Source organism: Acidimicrobiales bacterium (genome assembly GCA_041394265.1).
GTDB lineage: Bacteria > Actinomycetota > Acidimicrobiia > Acidimicrobiales > SZUA-35 > JBBQUN01.
Genome location: JAWKIO010000005.1, coordinates 53,369 through 74,236, shown reverse-complemented (window position 1 = coordinate 74,236; position 20,868 = coordinate 53,369). Strand labels below are relative to the sequence as shown.

At 68.1% G+C, this 20,868-nt stretch carries 20 protein-coding genes; 9 read left to right on the top strand and 11 right to left on the bottom strand.

The genetic code is table 11. The features are described 5' to 3' along the window. The first annotated feature begins 188 nt into the window (after positions 1–188). Positions 189–1,844: a polysaccharide biosynthesis tyrosine autokinase gene (locus tag R2733_00460; GenBank protein ID MEZ5374949.1), complete on the top strand. Its 1,656-nt coding sequence runs from the start codon at positions 189–191 to the stop codon at positions 1,842–1,844. 24 nt (positions 1,845–1,868) lie between these two features. On the opposite strand, the gene R2733_00455 is transcribed toward R2733_00460, so the two are convergent. Both R2733_00455 and R2733_00450 read right to left on the bottom strand, forming a co-directional pair. Then, positions 1,869–2,837, bottom strand: a complete 969-nt coding sequence (locus R2733_00455) for a sugar transferase (GenBank protein ID MEZ5374948.1) — start codon at positions 2,835–2,837, stop codon at positions 1,869–1,871. Between the two features lie 210 nt (positions 2,838–3,047). Further along, positions 3,048–3,611, bottom strand: coding sequence for a hypothetical protein (locus R2733_00450; protein MEZ5374947.1), 564 nt, complete (start codon positions 3,609–3,611; stop codon positions 3,048–3,050). 191 nt (positions 3,612–3,802) lie between these two features. Here R2733_00450 and R2733_00445 point away from each other — a divergent pair, with 191 nt between their 5' ends. Continuing rightward, complete coding sequence (locus R2733_00445; GenBank protein MEZ5374946.1) at positions 3,803–6,061, top strand: DUF4012 domain-containing protein; 2,259 nt, start codon at positions 3,803–3,805, stop codon at positions 6,059–6,061. 68 nt (positions 6,062–6,129) lie between these two features. Here the strand turns inward: R2733_00445 and R2733_00440 are convergent, their stop codons facing one another. After that, positions 6,130–6,735 (bottom strand): hypothetical protein, encoded by a 606-nt coding sequence (locus R2733_00440; protein MEZ5374945.1) that lies wholly within the window; start codon positions 6,733–6,735, stop codon positions 6,130–6,132. Positions 6,736–6,838: 103 nt separating this feature from the next. Here R2733_00440 and R2733_00435 point away from each other — a divergent pair, with 103 nt between their 5' ends. After that, positions 6,839–8,293 (top strand): pyridoxal-dependent decarboxylase, encoded by a 1,455-nt coding sequence (locus tag R2733_00435; GenBank protein MEZ5374944.1) that lies wholly within the window; start codon positions 6,839–6,841, stop codon positions 8,291–8,293. Positions 8,294–8,356: 63 nt separating this feature from the next. Here the strand turns inward: R2733_00435 and R2733_00430 are convergent, their stop codons facing one another. The 6 genes from R2733_00430 to R2733_00405 form a co-directional block, all read right to left on the bottom strand. After that, on the bottom strand, positions 8,357–8,998 hold the full coding sequence (locus R2733_00430) for a class F sortase (protein ID MEZ5374943.1): 642 nt from the start codon (positions 8,996–8,998) through the stop codon (positions 8,357–8,359). Beyond that, positions 8,998–9,759 (bottom strand): hypothetical protein, encoded by a 762-nt coding sequence (locus R2733_00425; GenBank protein ID MEZ5374942.1) that lies wholly within the window; start codon positions 9,757–9,759, stop codon positions 8,998–9,000. The genes R2733_00430 and R2733_00425 overlap by 1 nt, the downstream gene beginning before the upstream one ends. A gap of 118 nt (positions 9,760–9,877) precedes the next feature. Then, on the bottom strand, positions 9,878–11,074 hold the full coding sequence (locus R2733_00420; GenBank protein ID MEZ5374941.1) for an ABC transporter permease: 1,197 nt from the start codon (positions 11,072–11,074) through the stop codon (positions 9,878–9,880). After that, on the bottom strand, positions 11,071–11,748 hold the full coding sequence (locus R2733_00415) for an ABC transporter ATP-binding protein (GenBank protein MEZ5374940.1): 678 nt from the start codon (positions 11,746–11,748) through the stop codon (positions 11,071–11,073). The genes R2733_00420 and R2733_00415 overlap by 4 nt, the downstream gene beginning before the upstream one ends. Then, positions 11,745–13,349 carry a peptidoglycan-binding protein gene (locus R2733_00410; protein ID MEZ5374939.1) on the bottom strand — a complete coding sequence of 535 codons (1,605 nt, stop codon included), beginning with the start codon at positions 13,347–13,349 and terminating at the stop codon, positions 11,745–11,747. Before R2733_00410 ends, R2733_00415 begins: the two co-directional genes overlap by 4 nt. Then, positions 13,349–14,416: a hypothetical protein gene (locus R2733_00405; GenBank protein ID MEZ5374938.1), complete on the bottom strand. Its 1,068-nt coding sequence runs from the start codon at positions 14,414–14,416 to the stop codon at positions 13,349–13,351. Before R2733_00405 ends, R2733_00410 begins: the two co-directional genes overlap by 1 nt. 80 nt (positions 14,417–14,496) lie before the next feature. On the opposite strand from R2733_00405, the gene R2733_00400 reads away from it, so the two are divergent. Together R2733_00400 and R2733_00395 are read left to right on the top strand one after the other, a co-directional pair. Further along, a complete protein-coding gene (locus tag R2733_00400; protein ID MEZ5374937.1) occupies positions 14,497–15,006 on the top strand; it encodes a nitroreductase in 510 nt (169 codons plus the stop codon). Then, positions 15,006–15,458 carry a hypothetical protein gene (locus R2733_00395; protein ID MEZ5374936.1) on the top strand — a complete coding sequence of 151 codons (453 nt, stop codon included), beginning with the start codon at positions 15,006–15,008 and terminating at the stop codon, positions 15,456–15,458. The genes R2733_00400 and R2733_00395 overlap by 1 nt, the downstream gene beginning before the upstream one ends. Positions 15,459–15,476: 18 nt before the next feature. Here the strand turns inward: R2733_00395 and R2733_00390 are convergent, their stop codons facing one another. Continuing rightward, on the bottom strand, positions 15,477–16,694 hold the full coding sequence (locus tag R2733_00390; GenBank protein MEZ5374935.1) for a cytochrome P450: 1,218 nt from the start codon (positions 16,692–16,694) through the stop codon (positions 15,477–15,479). An 85-nt stretch (positions 16,695–16,779) separates the two neighbouring features. Between R2733_00390 and R2733_00385 the strand changes: the two genes are divergently transcribed. The 4 genes from R2733_00385 (at position 16,780) to R2733_00370 (ending at position 19,925) form a co-directional block, all read left to right on the top strand. After that, positions 16,780–18,237, top strand: coding sequence for a hypothetical protein (locus R2733_00385; protein ID MEZ5374934.1), 1,458 nt, complete (start codon positions 16,780–16,782; stop codon positions 18,235–18,237). Positions 18,238–18,376: 139 nt separating this feature from the next. Beyond that, positions 18,377–18,565 (top strand): hypothetical protein, encoded by a 189-nt coding sequence (locus tag R2733_00380; GenBank protein ID MEZ5374933.1) that lies wholly within the window; start codon positions 18,377–18,379, stop codon positions 18,563–18,565. An 81-nt stretch (positions 18,566–18,646) separates the two neighbouring features. Continuing rightward, positions 18,647–19,363: an NUDIX hydrolase gene (locus R2733_00375; protein ID MEZ5374932.1), complete on the top strand. Its 717-nt coding sequence runs from the start codon at positions 18,647–18,649 to the stop codon at positions 19,361–19,363. 25 nt (positions 19,364–19,388) lie between these two features. Then, the gene (locus R2733_00370; protein ID MEZ5374931.1) at positions 19,389–19,925 is read left to right on the top strand and encodes a hypothetical protein; all 537 of its coding nucleotides are present in this window, start codon (positions 19,389–19,391) and stop codon (positions 19,923–19,925) included. Here the strand turns inward: R2733_00370 and R2733_00365 are convergent. Next, positions 19,919–20,701: a sugar transferase gene (locus R2733_00365; GenBank protein MEZ5374930.1), complete on the bottom strand. Its 783-nt coding sequence runs from the start codon at positions 20,699–20,701 to the stop codon at positions 19,919–19,921. The two genes, R2733_00370 and R2733_00365, sit on opposite strands and share 7 nt — an antisense overlap. Positions 20,702–20,868: the final 167 nt, after the last annotated feature.

The window sequence follows — 20,868 nt, the reverse complement described above, 5'->3', positions numbered from 1 at the left end:
GCCGGTCGGATCCGGCCGGCACGGGGTCAGAGTGAGCAACGAGAATGCAACGGTCCCGCATCCTGCGCTCTCACGTACTCCCTGGTCAGGGGTAATGCCACCGAGGGTGAGCGTGTGGCGTCGCTCACGCTGGGTGAGGGTGGCACCCGTCGTTCTCACGAGCAGAGTTCCGGGCTACAGTTCCGCCGGTGACACAGCCCGCGGCCCAAGAGCTCACGCTCGAAGACTATGTGTCCATCCTTCGGCGGCGTTGGATCTGGTTCCTGGCGCCGATCGTTCTCCTCGCAGCAGCGGCGACGGCACTCGGTCTGCGGTCCGAACCCCAGTACACCGCCACGGCCACGGTCGGCCTCGTCGACTCCGCCGATGAGGAGATCCTGGGTGGGTCGAGCACCAACGTCCAGGTCCAGTCCCGACGGATCGAGAACGAGATCAACTTCGCCAAGACCGACGCCGTCGAGGCTCGCGTCGAGGAGCTGCTCGGGTTCCTCCCGAGGGGCATCGGCATCACGGCGGTCGCCGACTCGGACTACCTCGACTTCACGGCCACGGCGAACACGCCGGAGAAATCGGCTGAGTGGGCCAACACCTGGGCCACGGCCTACGTCGAGACCAAGCAGAACGAGGCTCGCAGCAGCATCGACACCCGAATCGCCGTGCTGGAAGACAAGCGCGACTCGTTGAACGACGAGATCGCCCGGCTGCGCGACGGCAACGATCAGAAGCAGTTCCTGATCGATCAGCGCTCCGAGGTCAACAGCCAGCTGTTGCGGCTCGAGCTCCAGGCCGAGACGGCATCGGCCGGCACCGCCAAGGTCTACGTGGTGGCCAGCCCGCCCGACACCGAGTCCGGTGCGCCGCTGTGGCGCACGATCCTGCTCGGCATCGTGGCCGGTGGGGTGCTCGGCGTGGCCGCCGCCCTCGCAGCGGAATCGTTCGACAAGACCATCAAGACGGCCGACGACATCACCGCCGTCACCGGGCTCCCAGTGCTGGGCCAGATTCCGCTCGCCGGCCGTTGGATGTCGGGCTTCGAGCTGGCGCTCTCCAGCCGCGACCATGACGACTCACCGGTCGCCGACGCCTATCGCCGCGTCGCCACCTCGCTCCAGTTCTCACTGATGAACAAGTCGGTCAACACCCTGCTGATCACGAGCGCCAACGCGTCCGAGGGCAAGACCACCACGTCGGTCAACCTGGCCTATGCGCTGGCCAATCCCGAGATGCTGGTGGTGCTGGCCGACGTCGACTTCCGCAAGCCCCGTCTTCACCAGGCGCTCGATGTGCCGGCCGAGCCGGGCCTGTCGAACCACATCATCGAAGACGTCCCGCTCGAGCAGCTGGCATTCCGCAACGACGACGGCACGATGGCGGTCTTCACCGCCGGCTCGAAGCCGCCGAACCCGGCCGACTTCGTGGCCACTCGCGAGTTCATCGGGGCGGTCGACGCCTTGTCGCAGGTCGCCGATCTCGTGCTCCTCGACGCGCCGCCGCTCCTTCCGGTGTCGGATTCGTTGCTGATGTCTCGCAACGTCGACGGCGTGGTCATGGTTGCCGCTGCCGGCACCACCACCAAGGAGAGTCTGGCTCGGGCGGTCGCCGGGATCGAACAGGTCGGCGGCAACGTGATCGGTGTGGTCCTGGTCGGTGTGAAGGAAGAGTCGCTGTATGGCCAGTACGGCTACGGCTACTACAACCAGAAGGAACACGCCGAGATCGAGCAGGCCAAGAAGGAAGCGGCCAAGATCGCCGGCGGTGGTCCGTCGGCGAACGGTGGGCCGAAGTCCTCGGCGCCAGTGGCGATCGAGAGCCTCGGCTACAGCAGCCGGGAACGGGCCAACTGAGTCAGCCCCTCGGGGTCTGCGAACTCAGCGGTTCGGGCGTCGACCGATGCCGATCACGAGCAGCGCGGTCCGCACACAGATCCACAGGTCGCGAGCGAGGCTGCGGCGCCCGACGTAGCGCACGTCGGTCTCGACCCGCCCGGCGTAGCACCCGAGTCGCTTCGACACCTGCCAGGCGCCGGTGATGCCGGGCTTGACCGTCAGGGTCTTCGACAGCGACGGGCCGTAGAGCCCCATCTCCTTGGGGACGATTGGGCGGGGGCCGACGAGGCTCATGCGGCCGAACAGCACGTTGAACAGTTGCGGCAGTTCGTCGAGGTGGGTGCGGCGCAGCACTTTGCCGACCCGAGTCACACGGGGATCGTGGCGCAGCGAGTGCGACGAACGGAACTCGTTGGCCAGGTGCCGGTTGGCGGCGAGGAGGTGAGGCAGCACGGCATCGGCGTCGCGGGTCATCGTGCGGAACTTGACGCAGCCGAAGATCCTGCCGCCACGGCCGATCCGCCACGACAGGTAGAGGACCGGGCCTCGGGAGGAGACGGCGACCAACAGGGCCACGAGCACCATGAGCGGCAGCGTCACGACGATCAGCATCGACGACGCCACCAGATCGAAGCCACGGACCATGATGCGCGTGCGACGGTCGAGGCCGGCGATGTCGCTCGGGATCGAGGTGGCCTCGGATCGGCTGATCTGGCGCGAGGTGGCGGCGATGGCGTCCCAGCTCGCAGCGGGTGAGCGCAGTTCGAGCCCGACGGTGGCCGTGGCCGCCGCACGGGACACCGAGTTGTCCGACGGTGGGATGAACGAGGGAACGGCGTCGGCGCGACTCGGCTGGGGATCGTCGATGCGGGGGCGCTGCAGCGCGCCGGACACCGGCGGGGCCGTCGGACTGACAGGACGGCGAGTCGTTGGGCGGGTCGGAGCGGCCGGGACAGTGGAGGCAGTGGTGTTGCGGCGTGGCTGACGAGGATGGCTGAACAGCGTGGTCACGGACAACAACCTCGGAGCCGACTCGGGCGTCATGAGGGTGATCGGTCGAGTTTCTTGACGATTTCTCGACCGGCGCTCGACTCGAGCCTGATCTTGTGGCCCGACACCGAGGCCGGCGATCGCAGCCAAAACGGACGACACCCGCCGGCGAGCAGGGGGAGGAGCTCGCCGACGGGTGCCGGATTCGGATAGAACCCCGAAGGGTTCGGGTCAGCTGGTTTCGAGCTCGTCCGAACGACGGGCGAGCAGGACCAGGGCGCCACCGGCGCCGATGATGGCAAGCGCCACACCGGCCATCGGGGCCGACTCCGAACCGGTGAAGGCGAGCTTCTCGGTGGTGACGGCCGGGGTCGTGGTGGTGGTCGTGGTCTGGGCGGCGGTGACGCTGAGGTTCGACGAGGAGATCACGGTGTTGTTGGCGCTGGCGGCGAGCACGTAGCTACCGGCCGACAGGGTGGACGGCACGGTGACGGTGAGCGAGTAGGCGCCGTTCGCGTCGGAAGTGGTCGAGCCGAGCGTGATGGTCGTCGCCGCAGCAGCCGAGAGGCTCTGGGTGGACGAACCGGCAGTGATGGTGACGGTCACGAGCGTGTTCGGGGTGGTGGTGCCCGACAGGGTCAGCGACTGGCCGGCCTTCGGTGTCGGGTTCGACACCGTGATCTGGCTGGAGGGCGTGTAGGTGTCGACCGCACCCGCCGGTGATCCCACGCCGAGGCCGATCGTGAGCGCCAGCGCCGCTGCGGCACCGATGGACTTGAGGTTGGTTGAAGCCACGGTTGGCGTCCTTTCGTGTCACGGCTGGGCGATGGGCCCACGAGAACCGAGTTGGGAAAGGAATGTCGGAGACGTTGTGTGGGGTATGACCACCCACCGTGGAATGAGTCGTTCGGCCCACTGCGCCGATGGTCAGGTGAATCTGGCGGGTATCGACCGGAGCTGCAGCCTCCGAGGCGATCATGAGGTCGATGCTGTCCTCTCAACAGGCCGACCGGGTGTGGGCGGTGCTGGGCCTGGTCGCCAGCGGGGGCTTTGCGTTGCTGGGAGCGGCGGCCCCGACCGACCTCGCCCGATGGGACGGCGTGCTTCGACTGGCGTTCGGCCTGATCGCACCATTGGCCCTCGCCGGCTCGCCCCGATGGGCCTGGTTCGGGGCGCTGGCGGTGACGGGCGGTTTGGCGGCAGGCCCGGAGTGGCTGCTCGTGGCGGGGCTTGGGATGGTGCTCGCCATCGCCCTCGAGGTCACGAGCGTCGAGAGCCAATTGGGCCGCATCGCGATCGGCATCGCCGTCGTGCACGGGCTGCTCCATCTTCGGCCCGTCGGACCGTTCGGGACGACCGCCGTAGTCGGGGCCCTGGTGGTGATCGGGGCGTCGGTGTTGTCGTTGCGCGGCGATCGAGGCGCCGCTCGTCGTGCGGTTCTCACATTCGGTGGCTTCGTTGCGCTGCTTGCCGTACTGGCAAGTGGGGCTGCGGTGGCGGCTCTGCTCGGTGCGCGTGGCGATCTCGACGCGGGTTCGGCGGCTGCTCGTCGTGGTCTCGACATGGCACGAGACGGCGATCCGGTCGCTGCGGCGGGCGAGCTCGCCGAGAGCTCACGGCTCCTCGGCGAGGCCGACCGCCGCCTCCATGCGTGGTGGGTCGAACCGGGGCGGCTCGTTCCCGTGGTGGGCCAGCATCTCGCGGCCGCTCGGGCGACCACCGGACCCGTCGCCGAGCTGGTCGCCGCCTCGAGCCAGGCCATTGACCTCGCCGACGTCGATCGGTTGCGCCTCTCCGGCGGTGCCGTCGATCTGGCATTGATCGAGTCGATGGCCCAGCCCCTGGCCGACGTCGAGCGAACGATGCGACTGGCGCTCGCCGCGCTCCGCTCGGTCGATTCGCCGTGGCTCGTTCCACCGGTCCGAGACGCCATCGACGACGCCGCCATCGAATTGACCGACACGTACCCCGAGGCTGAGAAGGCGGCGCTGGCGACGAAGGTGATGCCGTCGATGCTCGGGGCCGAGGCTCCCCGCCGCTATCTGGTGATGTTCGCCATGCCCGCCGAGGCCAGAGAACTCGGCGGGATCATGAGCACCTACCTCGAGCTCACCGCGAGCAACGGGGCGATCACCGTGACCGACCAGGGAACCGCCAGCCAGCTGAACCGCAACGCTGCCGACGGCGCCACCGACGGGGTGCTCGACGATCCCGGCCGCTACCCAGCCCGCTTCATCGCCAACAAGCCCGAGTTGTTCACCACGAACTGGACGAGCATTCCCGACCTGCCGATGGTCGCCGAGGCGGTGTCGTCGCTGTACCCCGGCTTCGGCGGTCGCTCGGTCGACGGTGTCATCTACCTCGACCCCATCGGCGTCGCCGGTCTCATGCGGTTGTCGGGTCCCGTCGAGCTCCCGGGCATCGGACGAACCATCGATGCCGACAGCGTGGTGGAGTTCCTCAACGTCGGACAGTACGAAACCTTCGACGATCAAACCGAACGCAAGGAGTACCTGACCGACATCGCTGCTGCGACCTTCAGCCGCTTGCTGACCGGTGAGCTACCGAGCCCGCGTGAACTCGGTCGTGTGCTCGGACCCGCCGCTCGGGGTGGCCACCTACAGATGGCCACCCTCGATGCGTCGACCAATGACTTCCTTCGCACCCTGTTCATGCTCGGGGAGTTTCCGACACCGACCCCCGGGGTCGACTTCTTGTCGGTCGTGCAGACGAATGGCGAGGCCAACAAGATCGACTCGTTCCTCGAGCGTGACGTCGACTATCGGGTCCGTCTGAACGACAACGGCGATGTTCGGGCAACGGCATCGATCACGCTCACGAACACCGCCACCCTCGACCTTCCGGACTACATCATCGGCACCCCGCCCGACGGCTATCCGGTCGGCACCACCCACGTGCAGCTGTCGATCTACACCCCACACTTCCTCGACACGGTGTCGATCGACGGGACCACCGAGATGGTCGAGCCACAGGTCGAACTCGGATGGCAGCGCTACCTGATCTTCGTCGATGTGCCGGCGGGAGCGTCGAGCACGGTGCGCTTCGAACTCGATGGACGCCTCGAACTCGACGACGACGAGCCCTACCGACTGTCGATCGCGAATCAGGCGCTGATCAACGATGACCACGTCAGCGTGACACTGGAAAACGCAAACGACGACCGTGTCATCGGATCGACCGAACTGGAGTTGGTCGAAGACACGATCGTCGAGTTCGAACGCTGACACGGGGTCGGCGTTGGCTGTCACCGGCCCAGCACGGGCCGGCTCAGAGACTGGGGGACGCCGAAGCGTCAGATCTTGACGCGGGCCGGTTCGGTCGTGGCACGGGACTTCGACGCAATCAGCGCTGCGCCGCCGAGCACGATGAACCCGGCGCCGGTCCAGGCGAGGAGGCCGGACTCGCCGCCGGTGACCGGCAGGGTGGTGGTCTGGGTGGGGGCGACGGCGCCACCGGCGGTCGGGGCACTGCCGCTCCCGGTGGTCTGGGCCGGCGTGATGTCGCCCTGGGTCGTCGCGCCGCTGACGGCGAAGGCCGATGACGACAGGGTGGTCGTGCCATTCACCGCGGCCAGGACGTAGCTGCCGTTTGCGAGGGTGGAGGGCAGCGTGATGCTGAGGTTGAACGAACCCGATGCGTTCGCCGTCGTCGTGCCGAGCACGAGGACCGTGCCGTCGGGCTGAGCCAGCGTGATGCTGACGACGGAGTTGGCGACAGTGTTGCCACTGACGGCAACCGTCTGTCCGGCTTCGGGGGTCGCATCCGAGAAGTTGGCCGACGGCGTGGGCGTGTAGGTCTGCGCCGCCGCCGTGCCGGTCGAACCGAGCAGCGCAAGCGCACCGACGGCCGTGGCGACGGAGGCGCGCCGCAACATCATCCACTGAGTCTTCGTTGTCATGTTCGCCCTATCGGTCTGTTCGTCGCTGAATTGAGGCGTCAATGAGTCTTTCGCATCACTTTCGTCTGGGTCGGATGGTCCATGGAATGAGTACCTTTGGCCCATGGACCCCGAAGACTTCCGAACCGCCGGCCACGCCCTCATCGATTGGATCGCCGACTTCCGTGCCGGCATCGAGCAGCATCCGGTCAGAGCACAGGTCGCACCGGGCGACGTCCGCTCAGCGTTCGACCCAGTGGCGCCGACGACCACCGTCGGCATCGATGACCTGCTCGCCACCATGGACTCCGTCGTGGTGCCGGGCATGACCCATGTGCAGCACCCGATGTTCTTCGGCTGGTTCCCGGCCAACGCCTCGCTCGCGTCAGTCCTCGGCGATCTCGCCTCGTCGGGACTCGGCGGACTCGGCATCTCGTGGGAGAGCGCCCCGGCACTGACCGAGGTCGAACAAGTCGTGTGTGAATGGATGCGCCAACTCACCGGGCTGTCCGATCAGTGGCACGGCACGATCCACGACACGGCCTCGACCTCGGCCGTCACCGCGCTGCTGGTGGCGCGAGAGCGGGCCACCGATCTGTCGCAGAACCGTGACGGTCTGGCCGGGGTCGACCGGCCGCTCGTGGTCTACACCACCACCCAGGCCCACTCGTCGGTGGCGAAGGCTGCGCTGTTGGCCGGCTACGGCTGGGACAACATCCGCAACGTCGACATCGATCCGTTGACCTCGGCCATGCTGCCCGACGCGCTGGCGGCGGCGATGGCCGAGGACCTGGCGGCCGGGAAGATCCCGGCCGTGGTGATTGCCGGGGTCGGCACCACCGGCGTGACCGCCTTCGATCCGGTGGCCGAGATCGTCGAGGTGGCCGAAGCCCACCGCTTCCCCGGCAACGACGGCGGCACCCACCGGGCGTGGGTGCACGTGGATGCCGCCATGGCGGGCTCGGGCATGCTGCTGCCCGAACTCCGTCATCTGTGGGATGGCGTCGAGGGAGCCGACTCGATCACCTGGAATCCGCACAAGTGGATGGGCACGATCCTCGACACCTCGCTGTTCTGGGTTCGCGATGTCGAGATGCTCAACCGTGTGATGTCGACCAACCCGAGCTATCTGCAGTCACCCGACGACGACACGGCCGTCCAGTACCGGGATTGGGGCATCCCGCTCGGGCGGCGCTTCCGGGCCATGAAGCTGTGGTTCCACCTGTCGATCGACGGAGTGGCCTCGATCCAGGAGCGGCTGCGGCGCGATCTCGACAACGCGCGTTGGTTGGCCGACCAGGTGGAGGCAGCCGACGACTGGGAACTGGCGTCGCCGCTCACCCTGCAGACCGTCTGTGTCGTGCATCGGCCCGTCGGCCTCGACGGCGACGAACTCGACGTTCACACGCTTCGTTGGGTCCGGGCGATCAACGATTCGGGCACGGCGTTCGCCAGTCCGTCGGTGCAGCAGGGGCGGTGGATCGTGCGGGTTTCGATCGGCTCGCTGCGCACCGAACGGCATCACGTCGAAGCGATGTGGTCGCTGATGCAGCGAGAAGCGGCCGCGTCGGTCGGCTGAGAACGCGGTCGCAGCCCCCCCATGGTGGGGCTGCGACACGCCGAGCCGCTCGAGGGAGGGCTCTCAATGCAGCTCGGCGTACACGACGACGTTGTCTTCGTAGCTCCGGGCGGAGCGGTCGAAGGCACCGCCGCAGGTGATCAGGCGGAGGGTTGGGCCATCGGTCGGGCCGTATACCTCCTGGGTCGGAAAGTCGTCCTTGTCGTAGACCCCGGTGTCGGTCACCACGAAACGACTCACCGCTCCGGTGGAGTCGGTCACTTCGATCTCGTCGCCGACATCGAGTTCCCGCAACCGGTAGAACACCGCCGGCCCGGTGTAGTCGTCGACGTGGCCGACGATGACGGCCGGCCCTGGCTCGAGCGCCGTGGTGCCACCAGCCCACCAACCGGCAAGGTCGTAGTCCTGGGGCGTTTCGAGCGAGCCGTCGTCTTCCAGGCCGAGGTCGATGACGGTCGCCTCGACGTCGATGGCCGGGATCGTCACGAGACGAGGTGGAGATTTGACGATGGCCGACTCGGCCTCGACCGACGTGGTCGGCAGAGGGAGCGGAGCCGGCAGGGTAGGGGGCGGCGGCTGACCGAAGGCGATCTCGCCGCCGCCCGTCGCAGAGACGGCGGCAGCCGGTGGATCACCCTCGGACACCGCGGCCAGACCGGCGGCCACCGCCACGAGGGCGATGGCCGCCAGCGCGAGCCGCAGCATCAGACCCGCTGGTGCCGACGGGTCGTGGTGAGCACGGCAGCGGCCCCGACGGCGGCGACGAGCGCCACCAGCGGGGCCGGGGTGCTCGAGGTGCCACCGGCGCCGGTGGCGACGCCACCGGTCGGTGCCGCAGCAGCGGCGACGATCTTGCCGCAGGCCACGGGGATCGTGGCTTCGAGCGGCAGACCGGGATCGAGGCTCGAGACGGCGTCGCCGTCGTAGGCGCCGCTGCCGTCGATGTCGAGGCCGTGGATGATGACGTTCATGTTGCCGAGATCGCCGGCGATGTCTTCGGGCAGCTCGATCGTCTGGGTGTAGGTGTAGGACGATCCGGTCGGGAACCGATCGATGGCGAGCGCCGAGTCGGGTGAGGAATCACCCTCGGTGGTCAGCGACACCTTCACCAGGCCGTAGGCCGGAACGCCTTCAACGGTGCTGATGAGACCGTCGCCATCTTCGTCGAGCGCCGGCTCGGGGCAGACGTTCTCGGCGCCCACCTCGCCATGGATGTGTTGGGCGTGGACGTCGTCGGCCAGGCCCGACATGTTGATGGTCACTTCGGCGGTGGTGCCCGACAGTGTGATCGACATGTCGCCGGATGCGCCGGACTCGTTGACGGCGGCGAACGTGCCGGTGAATTCCTGATCGTCCTGGGCGTCGGCCGGTGCCGCCCCGAACATGAGTGTGGCCGTCGTTGCCGCGGCCGCGACGATGAGCGGTCGACGTGCAGCGCCGGGCGGGCGTGCGTTGCGCATGAACATGGTTCCCTCCAAGTTGTTTGACCAGCACCGGTTCAGCGGTGCGTTCGACCGAACCTAGTCCACCAAGTTCCGCGCCGCATCCCCCGGCGTGGAATCGGCCGTCACCGAGGACGAACGGTCACAGTCCGCGGAGCGCGTCGATCGGTTCGAGGCGCGACGCCTTCCAGGCCGGATAGGTGCCGGCGACGAGTCCGATCACGGCACCGAGCAGCGGTGCCGCAAACGGCAGCCACGGGTCGAGCACGGGCGACCACTGCCGGGCTGCGGCCACGGCGACCACCGTGAGGATCCCGAGGCTGGTGCCGAACAATCCGGCGAGGGCACCGAGGGCGGCCGACTCGGCCAGGAACTGGGAGGCGATGTGGCGACGGGTGGCGCCGAGCGCACGGCGCAGGCCGATCTCGCCGGTTCGCTCGAGCACCGACACCAGGGTCACGTTCGCGATCCCGATCGCGCCGACCAGCAGCGAGACGGCGCCGAGGATCAGGAACAGCGCGTTCACGTCGTCGGCCACGTCGGACCGCACTCGCGTCGGAGCTGCGGGTACCTGGGCCTGGAGCTGGTCGGCGCGGCCCGGGGCCAGCGCGACCGGGGCCTGGGTACCGATCAGGTCGGCGGCGCCGACGTCGACCTCGATGAGCACCAGTTCGGGCGCCTGCAGGCCGAGGACCGAACGGGCGTAGCCGTTGGGCACGATGATCGCGTTGAGCAATGCCGGCTGGCGCTCGACCTCGGCAAGGATGCCGACCACCGCCAGCGTCTCGTCGCCGAGGAAGATCGACGGTGAGTTGTCGACCCGGCCCACGTTGAGCCGCTCGGCGGCACCGGGGCCGAGGATGGCGACCGGGTCGCTGCGAGCGTCGTGGCCGGCGTCGAAGAAGCTGCCGGTGGCGAGGCGGGCCCGTGCTGCGTCGAACAGGCCGGGGCTCACGGCGATCACCGGAATCTGGAACTCGGTCTGGCCCAGCGGGTCGACCACCGGAACGGAGCGAGCCAACCGATCGCCGACGGCGACGTCGCTCTTCGTGCCCGAGGCGACGACACCGTTGAGTGGGTCGAGCCGGCTCTCGGCATCGAACGGGAGCAGCGACACCCGATCGTTGCTCGGCGTCACCGTCACCGTCGTCGCCTCCAGCTCGTCGAAGCGAGACACGATCCGGTTGCCTGCGGTCTTGGCCAGCCCGAGCGTGGCCACCAGCGACGCCACGCCGATGATGGTGCCGAGCGCAGTGAGCAACGTCCGGGCCGGTCGAGCCGTGAGCCCGATCGTGACCTCGTTGGCGAGATCTCGCAGCGACAGGTGCGAGCGAGTCACTGGAGCCGCCCGTCGAGGATGGCGACTCGGCGCTGGGCTCGGGCCGCGACGTCGAGATCGTGGGTGATGATCGCCAGGGTGGCGCCGGCGGCGTGGAGCTCGTCGAACACGTCCAGCACGTTCAGCGAGTTCGCCGTGTCGAGGTTGCCCGTCGGCTCGTCGGCGAGGATCAGCGACGGTGAGGCCACGAGTGCTCGGGCGATCGCCACTCGCTGACGTTCACCGCCCGACAGTTCGGCGGGGGAGCGGTCGGCCAGGTGGGCGAGGCCGACCCGATCGAGAGCAGCGAGCGCTCGCTCTCGCCGTCCACTCCGGGGTCCACCCGCATAGGTCTCGGCCAGCATCACGTTCTCGAGGTTCGATCGGGTGGCGAGGAGGTGGAAGGCCTGGAAGACGAACCCGATGCTGCTGCCCCGAAGGGCCGCCCGCTCCCGTTCGTCGAGGTCGGCGGTGTCGACACCGTCGAGCCGGTAGCTGCCCTCGGTCGGCGAGTCGAGCAGTCCGAGCAGGTGCAGCATGGTCGACTTGCCCGACCCCGAAGGGCCGACGATCGCCAGATAGTCGCCGGCCTCGATCACCAGGTCGACCGACCGGAGTGCCTCGACCGGCGGTGTGCCGGCGAAGGTGCGGCTGACGCCCGACAACTCCACCACCGGCGGGCGGTGGCCGCTCATCCGTCGCCGTCGGTGACCGGCAGCGCCAGATCGCGGCCGACCACGACCCGGTCGCCGGCTCGGAGTTCGCCGCCGCTCACGGTCGACAGCTCGACGTAGCCCTCGGCCCGCAGGCCCGGCGTCACGGCGAGGAATTGGGTGGTGCCGTCGCTGCGCTCGACCTCGACTCGGGCGTCGCCGCCTGGCCCGGCGGACAGGGCGGCGAGGGGTACGGCGAGCACCTCGCCGCCGGTCGACTCGATCGGGATCGACACTCGCAGGCTGCGGCCGACGGCCTCGTCGGGCAGCGGGTCGAGCGGCTCGAGGCGCATGGCGTAGCGATCGTTCGACGCATCGCCGCCGGGGTTGTCGGCAATGACGGTGATGGTGGCCCGAGCTCGGATGCCGAGTCCGTCGTCGTCCACGATGGCCTCGGCGCCGGCCTCGACGAGCGCCCGGTCGGTCACCGAGATGGCCGAATCGATCACGACCCCGGATCCGCTCACGGTCATCACCGGACCGTCGAGTGCATCGCCGGGGACGACGGGGACGGCCTGCACCTGGCGGGGCAGCATCGGAAGGAAGACCACTTCGCCGGCAGGGAACGACACGCCGATCAGTGCATCGAGGCGGGCCAGGTCGTCGTTGGCGTCGGCCAGCTCTGCTCGGGCGTCGTCGAGCTGGCGTTGGGCGCCGGCGGCGCTGTCGTCGTCGAGGCCTTCGGCCCGTAGCGCTCGGGCGATGTCCAGCTGGGCGGTGGCATCGTTGATCGCGAGGTCCTGCTCGCGGTTGACGACCACCTCGTTGGCCTGGGCGTCGCGAAGGTAGGCGGCGTTGTCCGGTGAGGGATCGATGTTGTAGGCGTTCTGGGCCGCAGCGACCGTCTCGGCGGCCTGGGTGCGGGCGATCGCCGACTGGCCATTGACGATCGCCAGCTGCTGTTCGGCGGCGGCGACGGCCCGGTCGAGTTGGAGGCGGGTCGAGTTCGCCACCCCGGCGTTGCGTACCGAGGCCTCGGCGATGCGAAGGCTCTCCTGGGCGCCGCGCACCCGGTCCTGGGCCGCTTCGAGCGTTGTCGTCTCGTCGAAGGTCGGACCCTTCGGGGCGTAGCCGAGGTCGCGGTAGAGGGCTTCGACGGCCGTCTCGGTGGCGGCGTCGTAGTTGGTGTCGACCGAGCCGGGGTCATAGCCAAGACGAATGAGGGCCGCTTCGAGCTGGGCGACATCGGGGCCCTGCAGACCCGGTGTGAGGTTGCGGAACACGGGGAGGTCACCCTGGAGCGCAATCACCGGTCGGCCGCTGATCTCGGCGAGCACGGCGCCCTCGGTCAGCTGATCGCCGGGCTGGAGCGGGACCCGGGTGATGATCGCGGACCCGCCGCTCGCCCCGGCCCCGGTCACCGAGATGTCGGTCTGCTCGTCGAAGGTGACCGTGCCCCGCACGATGACCGTGCTCGACAGCACCCGGGACTCGACCGGCACGGTGATGAGCGACGGCGTGGGCGGAGCGGTCTCGGATGCGATCTCGGCCGGCGACTTGATGCGCTGCCCCGCGACCCAGCCGACCCCGGTCGAGGCGACGGCCACGGCGGCGACGGCAGCAAGCAGACGACGACGTTCCATCACGAACCGTCGGCCCGGAACCCGGCGACGGCGTCGGCGTTGTCATCGAGGAACTGCTGCTCGAGCTCGTTCCTCACCGATTCGTAGAGCGCCATCAGTTCGGTCTGGCTGCCGCCGCACTCGTCGGTCGCCGTGGCGATCGCGATCTCCTCGGCCTGCAGCGGGGCAAGGAGGGCCTTGCCCTCGTCGTCCATCACGGGCGCACTCGGCCCGTCGCCGGACTCGTTCGCCGGCCAAGAGAGGTGTTGTTGATCGATCTCGCTCAGTGCTGGTTCCCAGTGCTCGTAGGGACTGATCGGATCGACGTAGTCGAAGCCCTGCTCGGTGATGCACTGCTCGATCTCGGCCAACCGTTGGGTGACGCGGGGGTCGCTCTCGATCTGGTCGTAGAGCTCGAAGAGCTGGTCGCCGAACTCCTCGTAGAACGCCGACACGTTGGCGAACGCGCCACCCTGTTCGGCCTCGGCGTAGCACCCGCTGGCGTCGTAGTCGGCGTAGAACGCCTCGGCTCGTTCCTGGTTCTCGTCGTCGGTCAGCGACGGATCCCACTCGTAGTCGGGGCCGTCGCCGTAGAGGGCCGCGTCGTAGGCGATCCGCTCGGCCTCGGTGAGGCCCTCCAGGTAGGCCTGGTTGGGGTCGATGTACTCGGACTCGCTGAAGTCCTCGTAACCCACCAGCTCGGGGCCGACCGTGGACTGGGGCCAGCGTTGCGTGGTGACCCCGAACCCGTAGCGGGCGGTGTACTCGGGCGTTCCGTACTCGATGCCGTCGGGGCCAGCCGAGTCGAACGAGGTGACCTCGTCGAGATCGGGAGGGACGAACTCGAAGCCCTGGGCGGTCATGCAGGCGGCCACCGAGTCGTTGATCTCGCGTTGGATGTCGAGCAGGCGGGCCTGGGCGTCGTCGGAGCGAGCGTTGCCCAGATCGCCGATGCCGAGGAAGTCGGCGAGCGGTGACGATGCGGCGCCGGCATCGCCATCGTTGGCGTCGCTGGAGCCGCCGACCACGCTGCAACTGCTCACGAGCAGCGCGACGCTGGCGACGGCGATCACCCCACACTTCGACATCCCTCCATCGTTCCGCAGGTGAGAGAGCATCGCACTGAGTCGAGGTGCCCCACCACCACGGAGAGTGGAATACTGCCCAGATGGACGCCATCGCCGCCCTCCGGAACAAGCGAGACCAACGGGACTACACCGACGAGCCGATTGCCGACGACCTGCTCGACACCGTGCTCGACGCCGCCCGCATGGCCGGGTCGGCCAAGAACCAGCAGCCCGTCCGTCTCGTCGTGGTCACCGATCCCGCCACCAAGGAAGCGCTGAAGGCCGGCGGCGACTTCGCGGCGTGGATCGACCGGCCGCCCGTGCTCGTGGTGTTCACCGTGCGGGCCGACGCCGGACCCCGCGCGCTGTTCGACGTCGGCCGACACGCCCAGAACCTGATGGTGGCGGCCACCGCGCTCGGGTTGTCGTCGTGCCCGGTCACCTTCCACCACCAGGCCGTCGTGCGCGAGATCCTCGGCATCCCCGACGACGTCGACGCCCCGATGGTGGTCAGCCTCGGACATCCGGCCCCGAGCAGCGGCCCGTCACCGGTCGCCGGGCCCCGGTTGCCGCTCGGTGACTATGTCCACCGTGGACGTTGGGCCGACTGATGTTGGCGATCGACGCCGTTCCCGGGCGAGAGCTCACGCCCCCGCCGTGGCCCCGGCTGCGGCCGGCGGTCGGTCTGATCGCCGCGTTGGGCGTGATCGGGTACTACGGCTCGAAGATCGGTGATGAAGCGGCGCCACCCCTGCAGATCAACACCGATGCTCCGATCGTCGAGAGTCCGGTGGCCGAGATGGTGGTCGAATCGTCGACTCCCCGTGACTTCCAGGTGGTCGTGCGTACCGGTATCTGCACCACCGTCGAATTCGAATGGGAGGGTCCGGGCTCGAACGGCACCGACACGATCGACACGTGCGTGAGCGCCCACATCCTGTCACCCCCGCCCGAACACCGACTCGAACCCGACTCGGAGTACCTGCTCACCGCCACCTTCACCAGCGAGGAAGGCGGCCAGTCGAGCTTCGAGCACGTGGTCGCCACCGTCGCCGAGAGCTGAACTCCGGTCGGATCGAACTCAGGTCGGATCGAACGCCAGGGGGAGTGAGGCGGGGCCCCAGATGCCGACGCCGGCAGGCTTGTAGACCGGCTCACCGTCGAGGCGCAGGTTCGGCATGCGCTGCGACATGATCACCAGCGCCTCCTGCAGTTCGGCCCGGGCCAGGTTCGCCCCGAGGCAGTAGTGAAGGCCGAAGCCGAGGGTGAGGTGGGTCGATTCCCGCTGTGCGGTGATGTCGAACTCGCCGGGTGTGTCGAAGCGCGACGGGTCGTTGTTGGCGGCCACGAAGTTCGGGAACACGAGCGTCCCCTGTGGGAACAGGATGTCCCGATACTCGATGTCTTCGGAGGCGAACCGGCCGGTGCCGCGAACGGCGCCGAGGTAGCGCAGCGACTCCTCGGCTGCTCGGGGCGCCAGCTCGGGGTGTTCGGCCAGCATCGCCCACTGGTCGGGGTGTTCGGCGAACACGGCCAGGGCGCAGGCCAGCTGGTTGCGGGTGGTGTCGGTGCCGGCGAGCAACACCGCCTCGGCCAGCATGACCAGCTCCTCGGTGGAGAGGCGGTCGCCCTCCTCCTCGGCGGCGATGAGATCGGACAGCAGGTCTTCCCTCGGGTCGTCTCGGCGGGCGGCGATGAGGTCGGCCACGTAGGCGTCCATGGCGTCGGAGGCCGCCATGATCGTCTTGGTGTGCTCGGCGACGTCGGCGTCGAACGACTTGAAGATGTCGGTGGCCCAGCGGCTGAACAGCTCCCAGTCCTCCTTCGGTGCGCCGAGCAGTTCGCACACGATCGGGATCGGGTAGGGGTCGCAGACGTCGTTGACCAGTTCGCAGCGACCACTGGGGGTGACTCGATCGAGAAGGTCGTTGATCACTTCGCGCATGAACGGACGGAGCCGGTCGGCGGATCGGGGAGTGAAGGCGCCGCTCACGAGCCGACGCAGCCGCTGGTGCTCGTCGCCCTCGGCCGACAGGATCGAGGTGCGCTGGCGGCGGGCGAGGTATTCCTCGTCGGTGATGCCCGACATGGCGGTGACGAGACGTATGGCCTGGTGCCAGCGCTTGTCCTTCAGTACGGCGATGCAATCGTCATGGTCGAGGAGCTGATAGCCGAACGGGACTTGGACCATCCAGTGCTGTTGGCGGTAGTCCTCGATCTCGTCTCGGGTCATGCCCCGGTTGCGTCTGGCGATGGGTTCGTAGGTCGGAAGGGTGAGTTCGGCAACAGGCGTCGACATGACGCTCGACGTTAATCGACCACGCGCCGCGGTACCGCTCGACCAGATTGGCGACTAGATTGGCGTCTCCCCAGGAGGTCCATGGATGAAGGACGCCCGCCCTTCCATTCCCGGCATCGATCTCGGAGAGCTTTGCCGTACGGCGGGTCGCCTCGAGACCTATGACGCCAAGGTTCGTTCGACCGGCCAGCCGGTCGTCGTGTCGTTCATCGCGCCCGGCGACGACGACTATCTCGAACTCGTCATCGCCCACCAGCGGGCGATCCAGGACCTCGCACCCGCCGGGATCCAGCGTGTGCTCGACGCCGGGATCGAAGCCGGCGGCCAAGGCTATGTGGTCGCTGAAGTCGTCGAAGGGCAGCTGCTGTCCGAACTCGAGCACGGCGGTTCGATGGACCGCCTGAGCGGGATCGCCGACGCCGTCTCGGTGCTCCACGAGCATCAGCTGGCGCACGGCGCCCTGTCGCCCGACAACATCGTCGTGCAGCCTGATGGCACGCTGAAGCTGCTCAACGCCGGGCTTGCCGGTTATGTCGACGATTCGGCGTCGATCTTCCAGCCTGATGAGCAGGCTCAACGGCCTCGGCCGGTGGTGGCCGACGACGTCTTCTCACTCGGCGCCCTCGGCTGGTGGTTGCAGACCGGCCTCACCCCCGACAAGCCGGGTGCTCTCGGCGCGCCCGAGCACGTCGAGGCGGCGTTGCGCCGTGCCCTCGATCTGGATCCCGGTGAGCGGCAGTGGACGGTGCGGGAGTTCCTCTACGAGCTCGAACACACCGTTGATGCCGAGCGTTCGTTCATTCCGAGCGACGTCGGTTCCGAGCTCCCACCTGCCGGTCTCGGGCCCCGCAAGCTACCGATCCTCGTTGGCGCCGGCCTCGTGGCGCTGCTGTTCGCCGCGTTCACCGTCTTCCGACCCTCCGATCCCGACATCTCGACCGAGGTGCTCGGCATCAATACCGTGCCCACCACCGAGGAAACCACGACCACCACCGCCCCGACCGCTCCGACCACCACAATGGCGTCGTCGGAGGGCGACAACACCGATTCGAGTGCCGAAGCGGAGACTACCGGCAGCACCGCACCGGCGCCAGCGGTGACCAGCCCGCAGACCAACACGACCCGCCGACCGGCGACCACAGCGACCCGGCCGCCGGCCACCACTGCGACCACGGCAGCACCCACAACCACCACGACGCAGCCTCAGACCATCCCATCGCTCTCGCTGCCCAAGCCGGGGTCGCCGCTGAATCCCACGACGACCACCACCAGGCCAACCACCACGACCACGCGGGAGATCCCGACCACCACCGAGGAGCCGACCACCACCGCGGCCCCCACCACGACCGAAGCGCCGACGACCACGGCCAAGCCCACCACCACGACCACCAAGCCGACCACGACGACGCCGCCGACCACGAAGCCCACCGTCACGACGATCATCATCACCGTGCCCAATCCTGGCAGCCTCGTCACCCGCAATCCGGTCCTGCCCGACACGCCGGTCACCGGCACCAACGGCTCGGCCACCTCGGGCGGTTGATCCACCACTGAGCGCCCTTGGCCTGCCATCATCGCCGGTCATGGCGACGACGATCCGATGGCGGCGCACGGCCCGGCAGCCGAGTGAGAACCTTGGCGATGGGCCTTCTATCGCCGAACTCGCGGTCGACACTGCCGACGTGGACCAGAGCAACGCCGAAACGAACCGCCTTCGATCTGCGCTCTTCAGCGCCGCCGACGCAGCCTCTAACGGCGATCCTACCCCCACCGATCGGGTGCTCGTGCGTAGCGGTCGACCGATGCGCAAGCGCACCCCGAGCGACCTCGGCCATCCCAACGGGAAGCGTTCGCTCGGTTTCGGTCGCTGACCTCGCCACCCACGATCGACCTCGTTCGTTCGACATAGGCCATTCGACTCATCTCCATCGGTGCCGTGCCGATGGGACATCATGACGTCTGTGGACACCAACGAACGCGCCCCCGTTGCGTTCCGTACCCCCCAGGGCATCGAACAGATCGACGCCTATCTCGCCCTGATCGCCGAGCGCCCTGAGCTGGTCGAAGGTCGGGCCGCACTGCCGATCATCACCGATCGGGACCGTCTGATCGCCTATGCCGAGGACACCGGCGCCGCCGTCGGCATGGTGATGACCTCACCGTTCATGCACACCGTCGTCGACCTGCTCGATCTCGGGCATCGGGTGCACCCCTACAGTCGCATGATCCCGGCCGAGCGGGGCAACGACGACGCCGTCGTTGCCTTCGCTGTGACCGGCGATCGCGACGACCTGTCGGTGTTGCTCATCGAGCAGTTCCGGCATGCCACCGGGCGCTACCACCTCGAAGTGCCGCGTGGGGCAGCCCAGCCCGGCATGTCGCTGGCGCAAACCGCGGCCGCCGAGCTCAGCGAGGAGACCGGCTATCGAGCCAACCGTGTCCGCTTGCTCGGTACGACCTACACCGATACCGGCATCTTGACCCAGCGAATGGCGATCCACCTGCTCACCGACCTGACCTATGTCGGCGTCGTCCACGAGGAGCTCGAATTGATCCGCTCGGTTCGGGCCGTGCCGCTCGACGAAGTCATCCGCCTCGCCGCCCGAGGCGAGATCACCGACGGCTATCTCCTGCAGGCGCTCGCCATGTTCCGGGCCGGCAGCTACTGATCATCTGCACCGCTACCGTGCCCGCATGCGCTCGACTCTGTTCCGTTCTCGAGTTCGGCCCATCTGCGGCGTGCTGGCGATGGCCAGTGCTGCCGTCGCCTGCTCCTCGGGCAACGTTGACGAACTGTCGGCCGACCAGCTCAACCCACCGGCGTCATGGACCAGCGAGGAGCAGGTGATCCTCGACGTCTACTCGACGTTCCGAACCGAGCTCACCGACGCCACCGCCACCAAGGACGGCGATCTCGACCCGGTCTTCGACCTGGCGTCACCCCGCCTCGCCGAGGCGCTGGAAGAGGTCATCGTCGGTGACCGTTCGGTCGGCAACGTGGTCCGTGGCACCTACGATTTCACGCCGCTGTCGGTCACCATGGTCGCCGACGACGAGGCCGAGATCCTGATGTGTGCCTGGGACCAAACGTATGTCTACAACGAGGGCGAGCAGCTCAGCGAGGTCCCCGAAGCACCGGAAACGGCGAAGGTCGACATGAAGTTGATGGAGGGTGTGTGGCTCGTCAACGGCATCTTCGACGGTGCCGGACAAACCTGCGAACTTCAGTAGGCGCCGCGTCGACCCGGCGTGACCAGATGCCACGCCGTGCGCAGACAGATCACGACATCGCGTCGCAGCGTGCGGGTGGTGGCGTACTCGACGTCGAGCATGATCCGGTCGTTCAGGGTGAGGTCACTTCGTCCGCTGACCTGCCACAATCCGGTGAGTCCGGGCTTGACCCGCAACACGGTGCGAGTGGTGTGGCCGAACTTCTCGGCCTCCATCAGTAGCAGCGGGCGGGGACCCACCAGGCTCATGTCGCCCCGGACGATATTGAACAGCTGGGGGAGTTCGTCGAGGCTGGTCGCCCGCAGGACACGACCGACGCGGGTGACCCGGGGATCGTTCCGCAGCTTGTGGAAGCGGGTGTATTCGGCCTTGGCTTCGGGGTCGTCGGCCAGGTGCTTCTCGAGAAGTTCCTCGGCGTTCACCACCATCGATCGGAACTTGTAGGCGTTGAACGGCTCGCCGTCCTGGCCGACCCGTTTCGCCACGAAGATCGCCGGTCCGGGGGAGGTGAGGCGTACCAGCAACCACAGCACGGCGAGGACGGGAAGAAGGAGCACGATCAGCAGCAACCCGGCGAGCAGGTCGAACGAGCGCACCAGCGCCCGCTGGGCCCGACTGGGGGGTTCCTCGATCAGCGGCAGCTTCCGCTGCCGGTAGCTGACGATCGCAGGTTCGACCGTGAGGTCGATCACGATGTCGTCCGAGCTCAGGTCGATGTCGACGAGTTCTTCGAACGACGTCATGTCGGCCATGTTCAATTCCATCGAGTCGGTCATACGCACCCGCCGATGCGTAGACCCTCGTCTGTCGCCACTCTGCCCATCGCCAGGCAGGTCCTGGTTTCCATTCGAAGTCCTCTTCGTCCGTGGAGGACCACCGCCCGCCACAGCGATGGTGATCCGTCAGCTGAAGGTAGGCAGCGATTCGCCCGGATGACAGGGTA

Bases quoted from the DNA above. Each gene is read 5' to 3' on its own strand.
- R2733_00445 (MEZ5374946.1), top strand. From the start codon at position 3,803: ATGCTGTCCTCTCAACAGGCCGACCGGGTGTGGGCGGTGCTGGGCCTG.
- R2733_00440 (MEZ5374945.1), bottom strand. From the start codon at position 6,735: ATGACAACGAAGACTCAGTGGATGATGTTGCGGCGCGCCTCCGTCGCC.
- R2733_00435 (MEZ5374944.1), top strand. From the start codon at position 6,839: ATGGACCCCGAAGACTTCCGAACCGCCGGCCACGCCCTCATCGATTGG.
- R2733_00430 (MEZ5374943.1), bottom strand. From the start codon at position 8,998: ATGCTGCGGCTCGCGCTGGCGGCCATCGCCCTCGTGGCGGTGGCCGCC.
- R2733_00425 (MEZ5374942.1), bottom strand. From the start codon at position 9,759: ATGTTCATGCGCAACGCACGCCCGCCCGGCGCTGCACGTCGACCGCTC.
- R2733_00415 (MEZ5374940.1), bottom strand. From the start codon at position 11,748: ATGAGCGGCCACCGCCCGCCGGTGGTGGAGTTGTCGGGCGTCAGCCGC.
- R2733_00410 (MEZ5374939.1), bottom strand. From the start codon at position 13,349: ATGGAACGTCGTCGTCTGCTTGCTGCCGTCGCCGCCGTGGCCGTCGCC.
- R2733_00405 (MEZ5374938.1), bottom strand. From the start codon at position 14,416: ATGTCGAAGTGTGGGGTGATCGCCGTCGCCAGCGTCGCGCTGCTCGTG.
- R2733_00400 (MEZ5374937.1), top strand. From the start codon at position 14,497: ATGGACGCCATCGCCGCCCTCCGGAACAAGCGAGACCAACGGGACTAC.
- R2733_00395 (MEZ5374936.1), top strand. From the start codon at position 15,006: ATGTTGGCGATCGACGCCGTTCCCGGGCGAGAGCTCACGCCCCCGCCG.
- R2733_00390 (MEZ5374935.1), bottom strand. From the start codon at position 16,694: ATGTCGACGCCTGTTGCCGAACTCACCCTTCCGACCTACGAACCCATC.
- R2733_00385 (MEZ5374934.1), top strand. From the start codon at position 16,780: ATGAAGGACGCCCGCCCTTCCATTCCCGGCATCGATCTCGGAGAGCTT.
- R2733_00375 (MEZ5374932.1), top strand. From the start codon at position 18,647: ATGACGTCTGTGGACACCAACGAACGCGCCCCCGTTGCGTTCCGTACC.
- R2733_00370 (MEZ5374931.1), top strand. From the start codon at position 19,389: ATGCGCTCGACTCTGTTCCGTTCTCGAGTTCGGCCCATCTGCGGCGTG.
- R2733_00365 (MEZ5374930.1), bottom strand. From the start codon at position 20,701: ATGACCGACTCGATGGAATTGAACATGGCCGACATGACGTCGTTCGAA.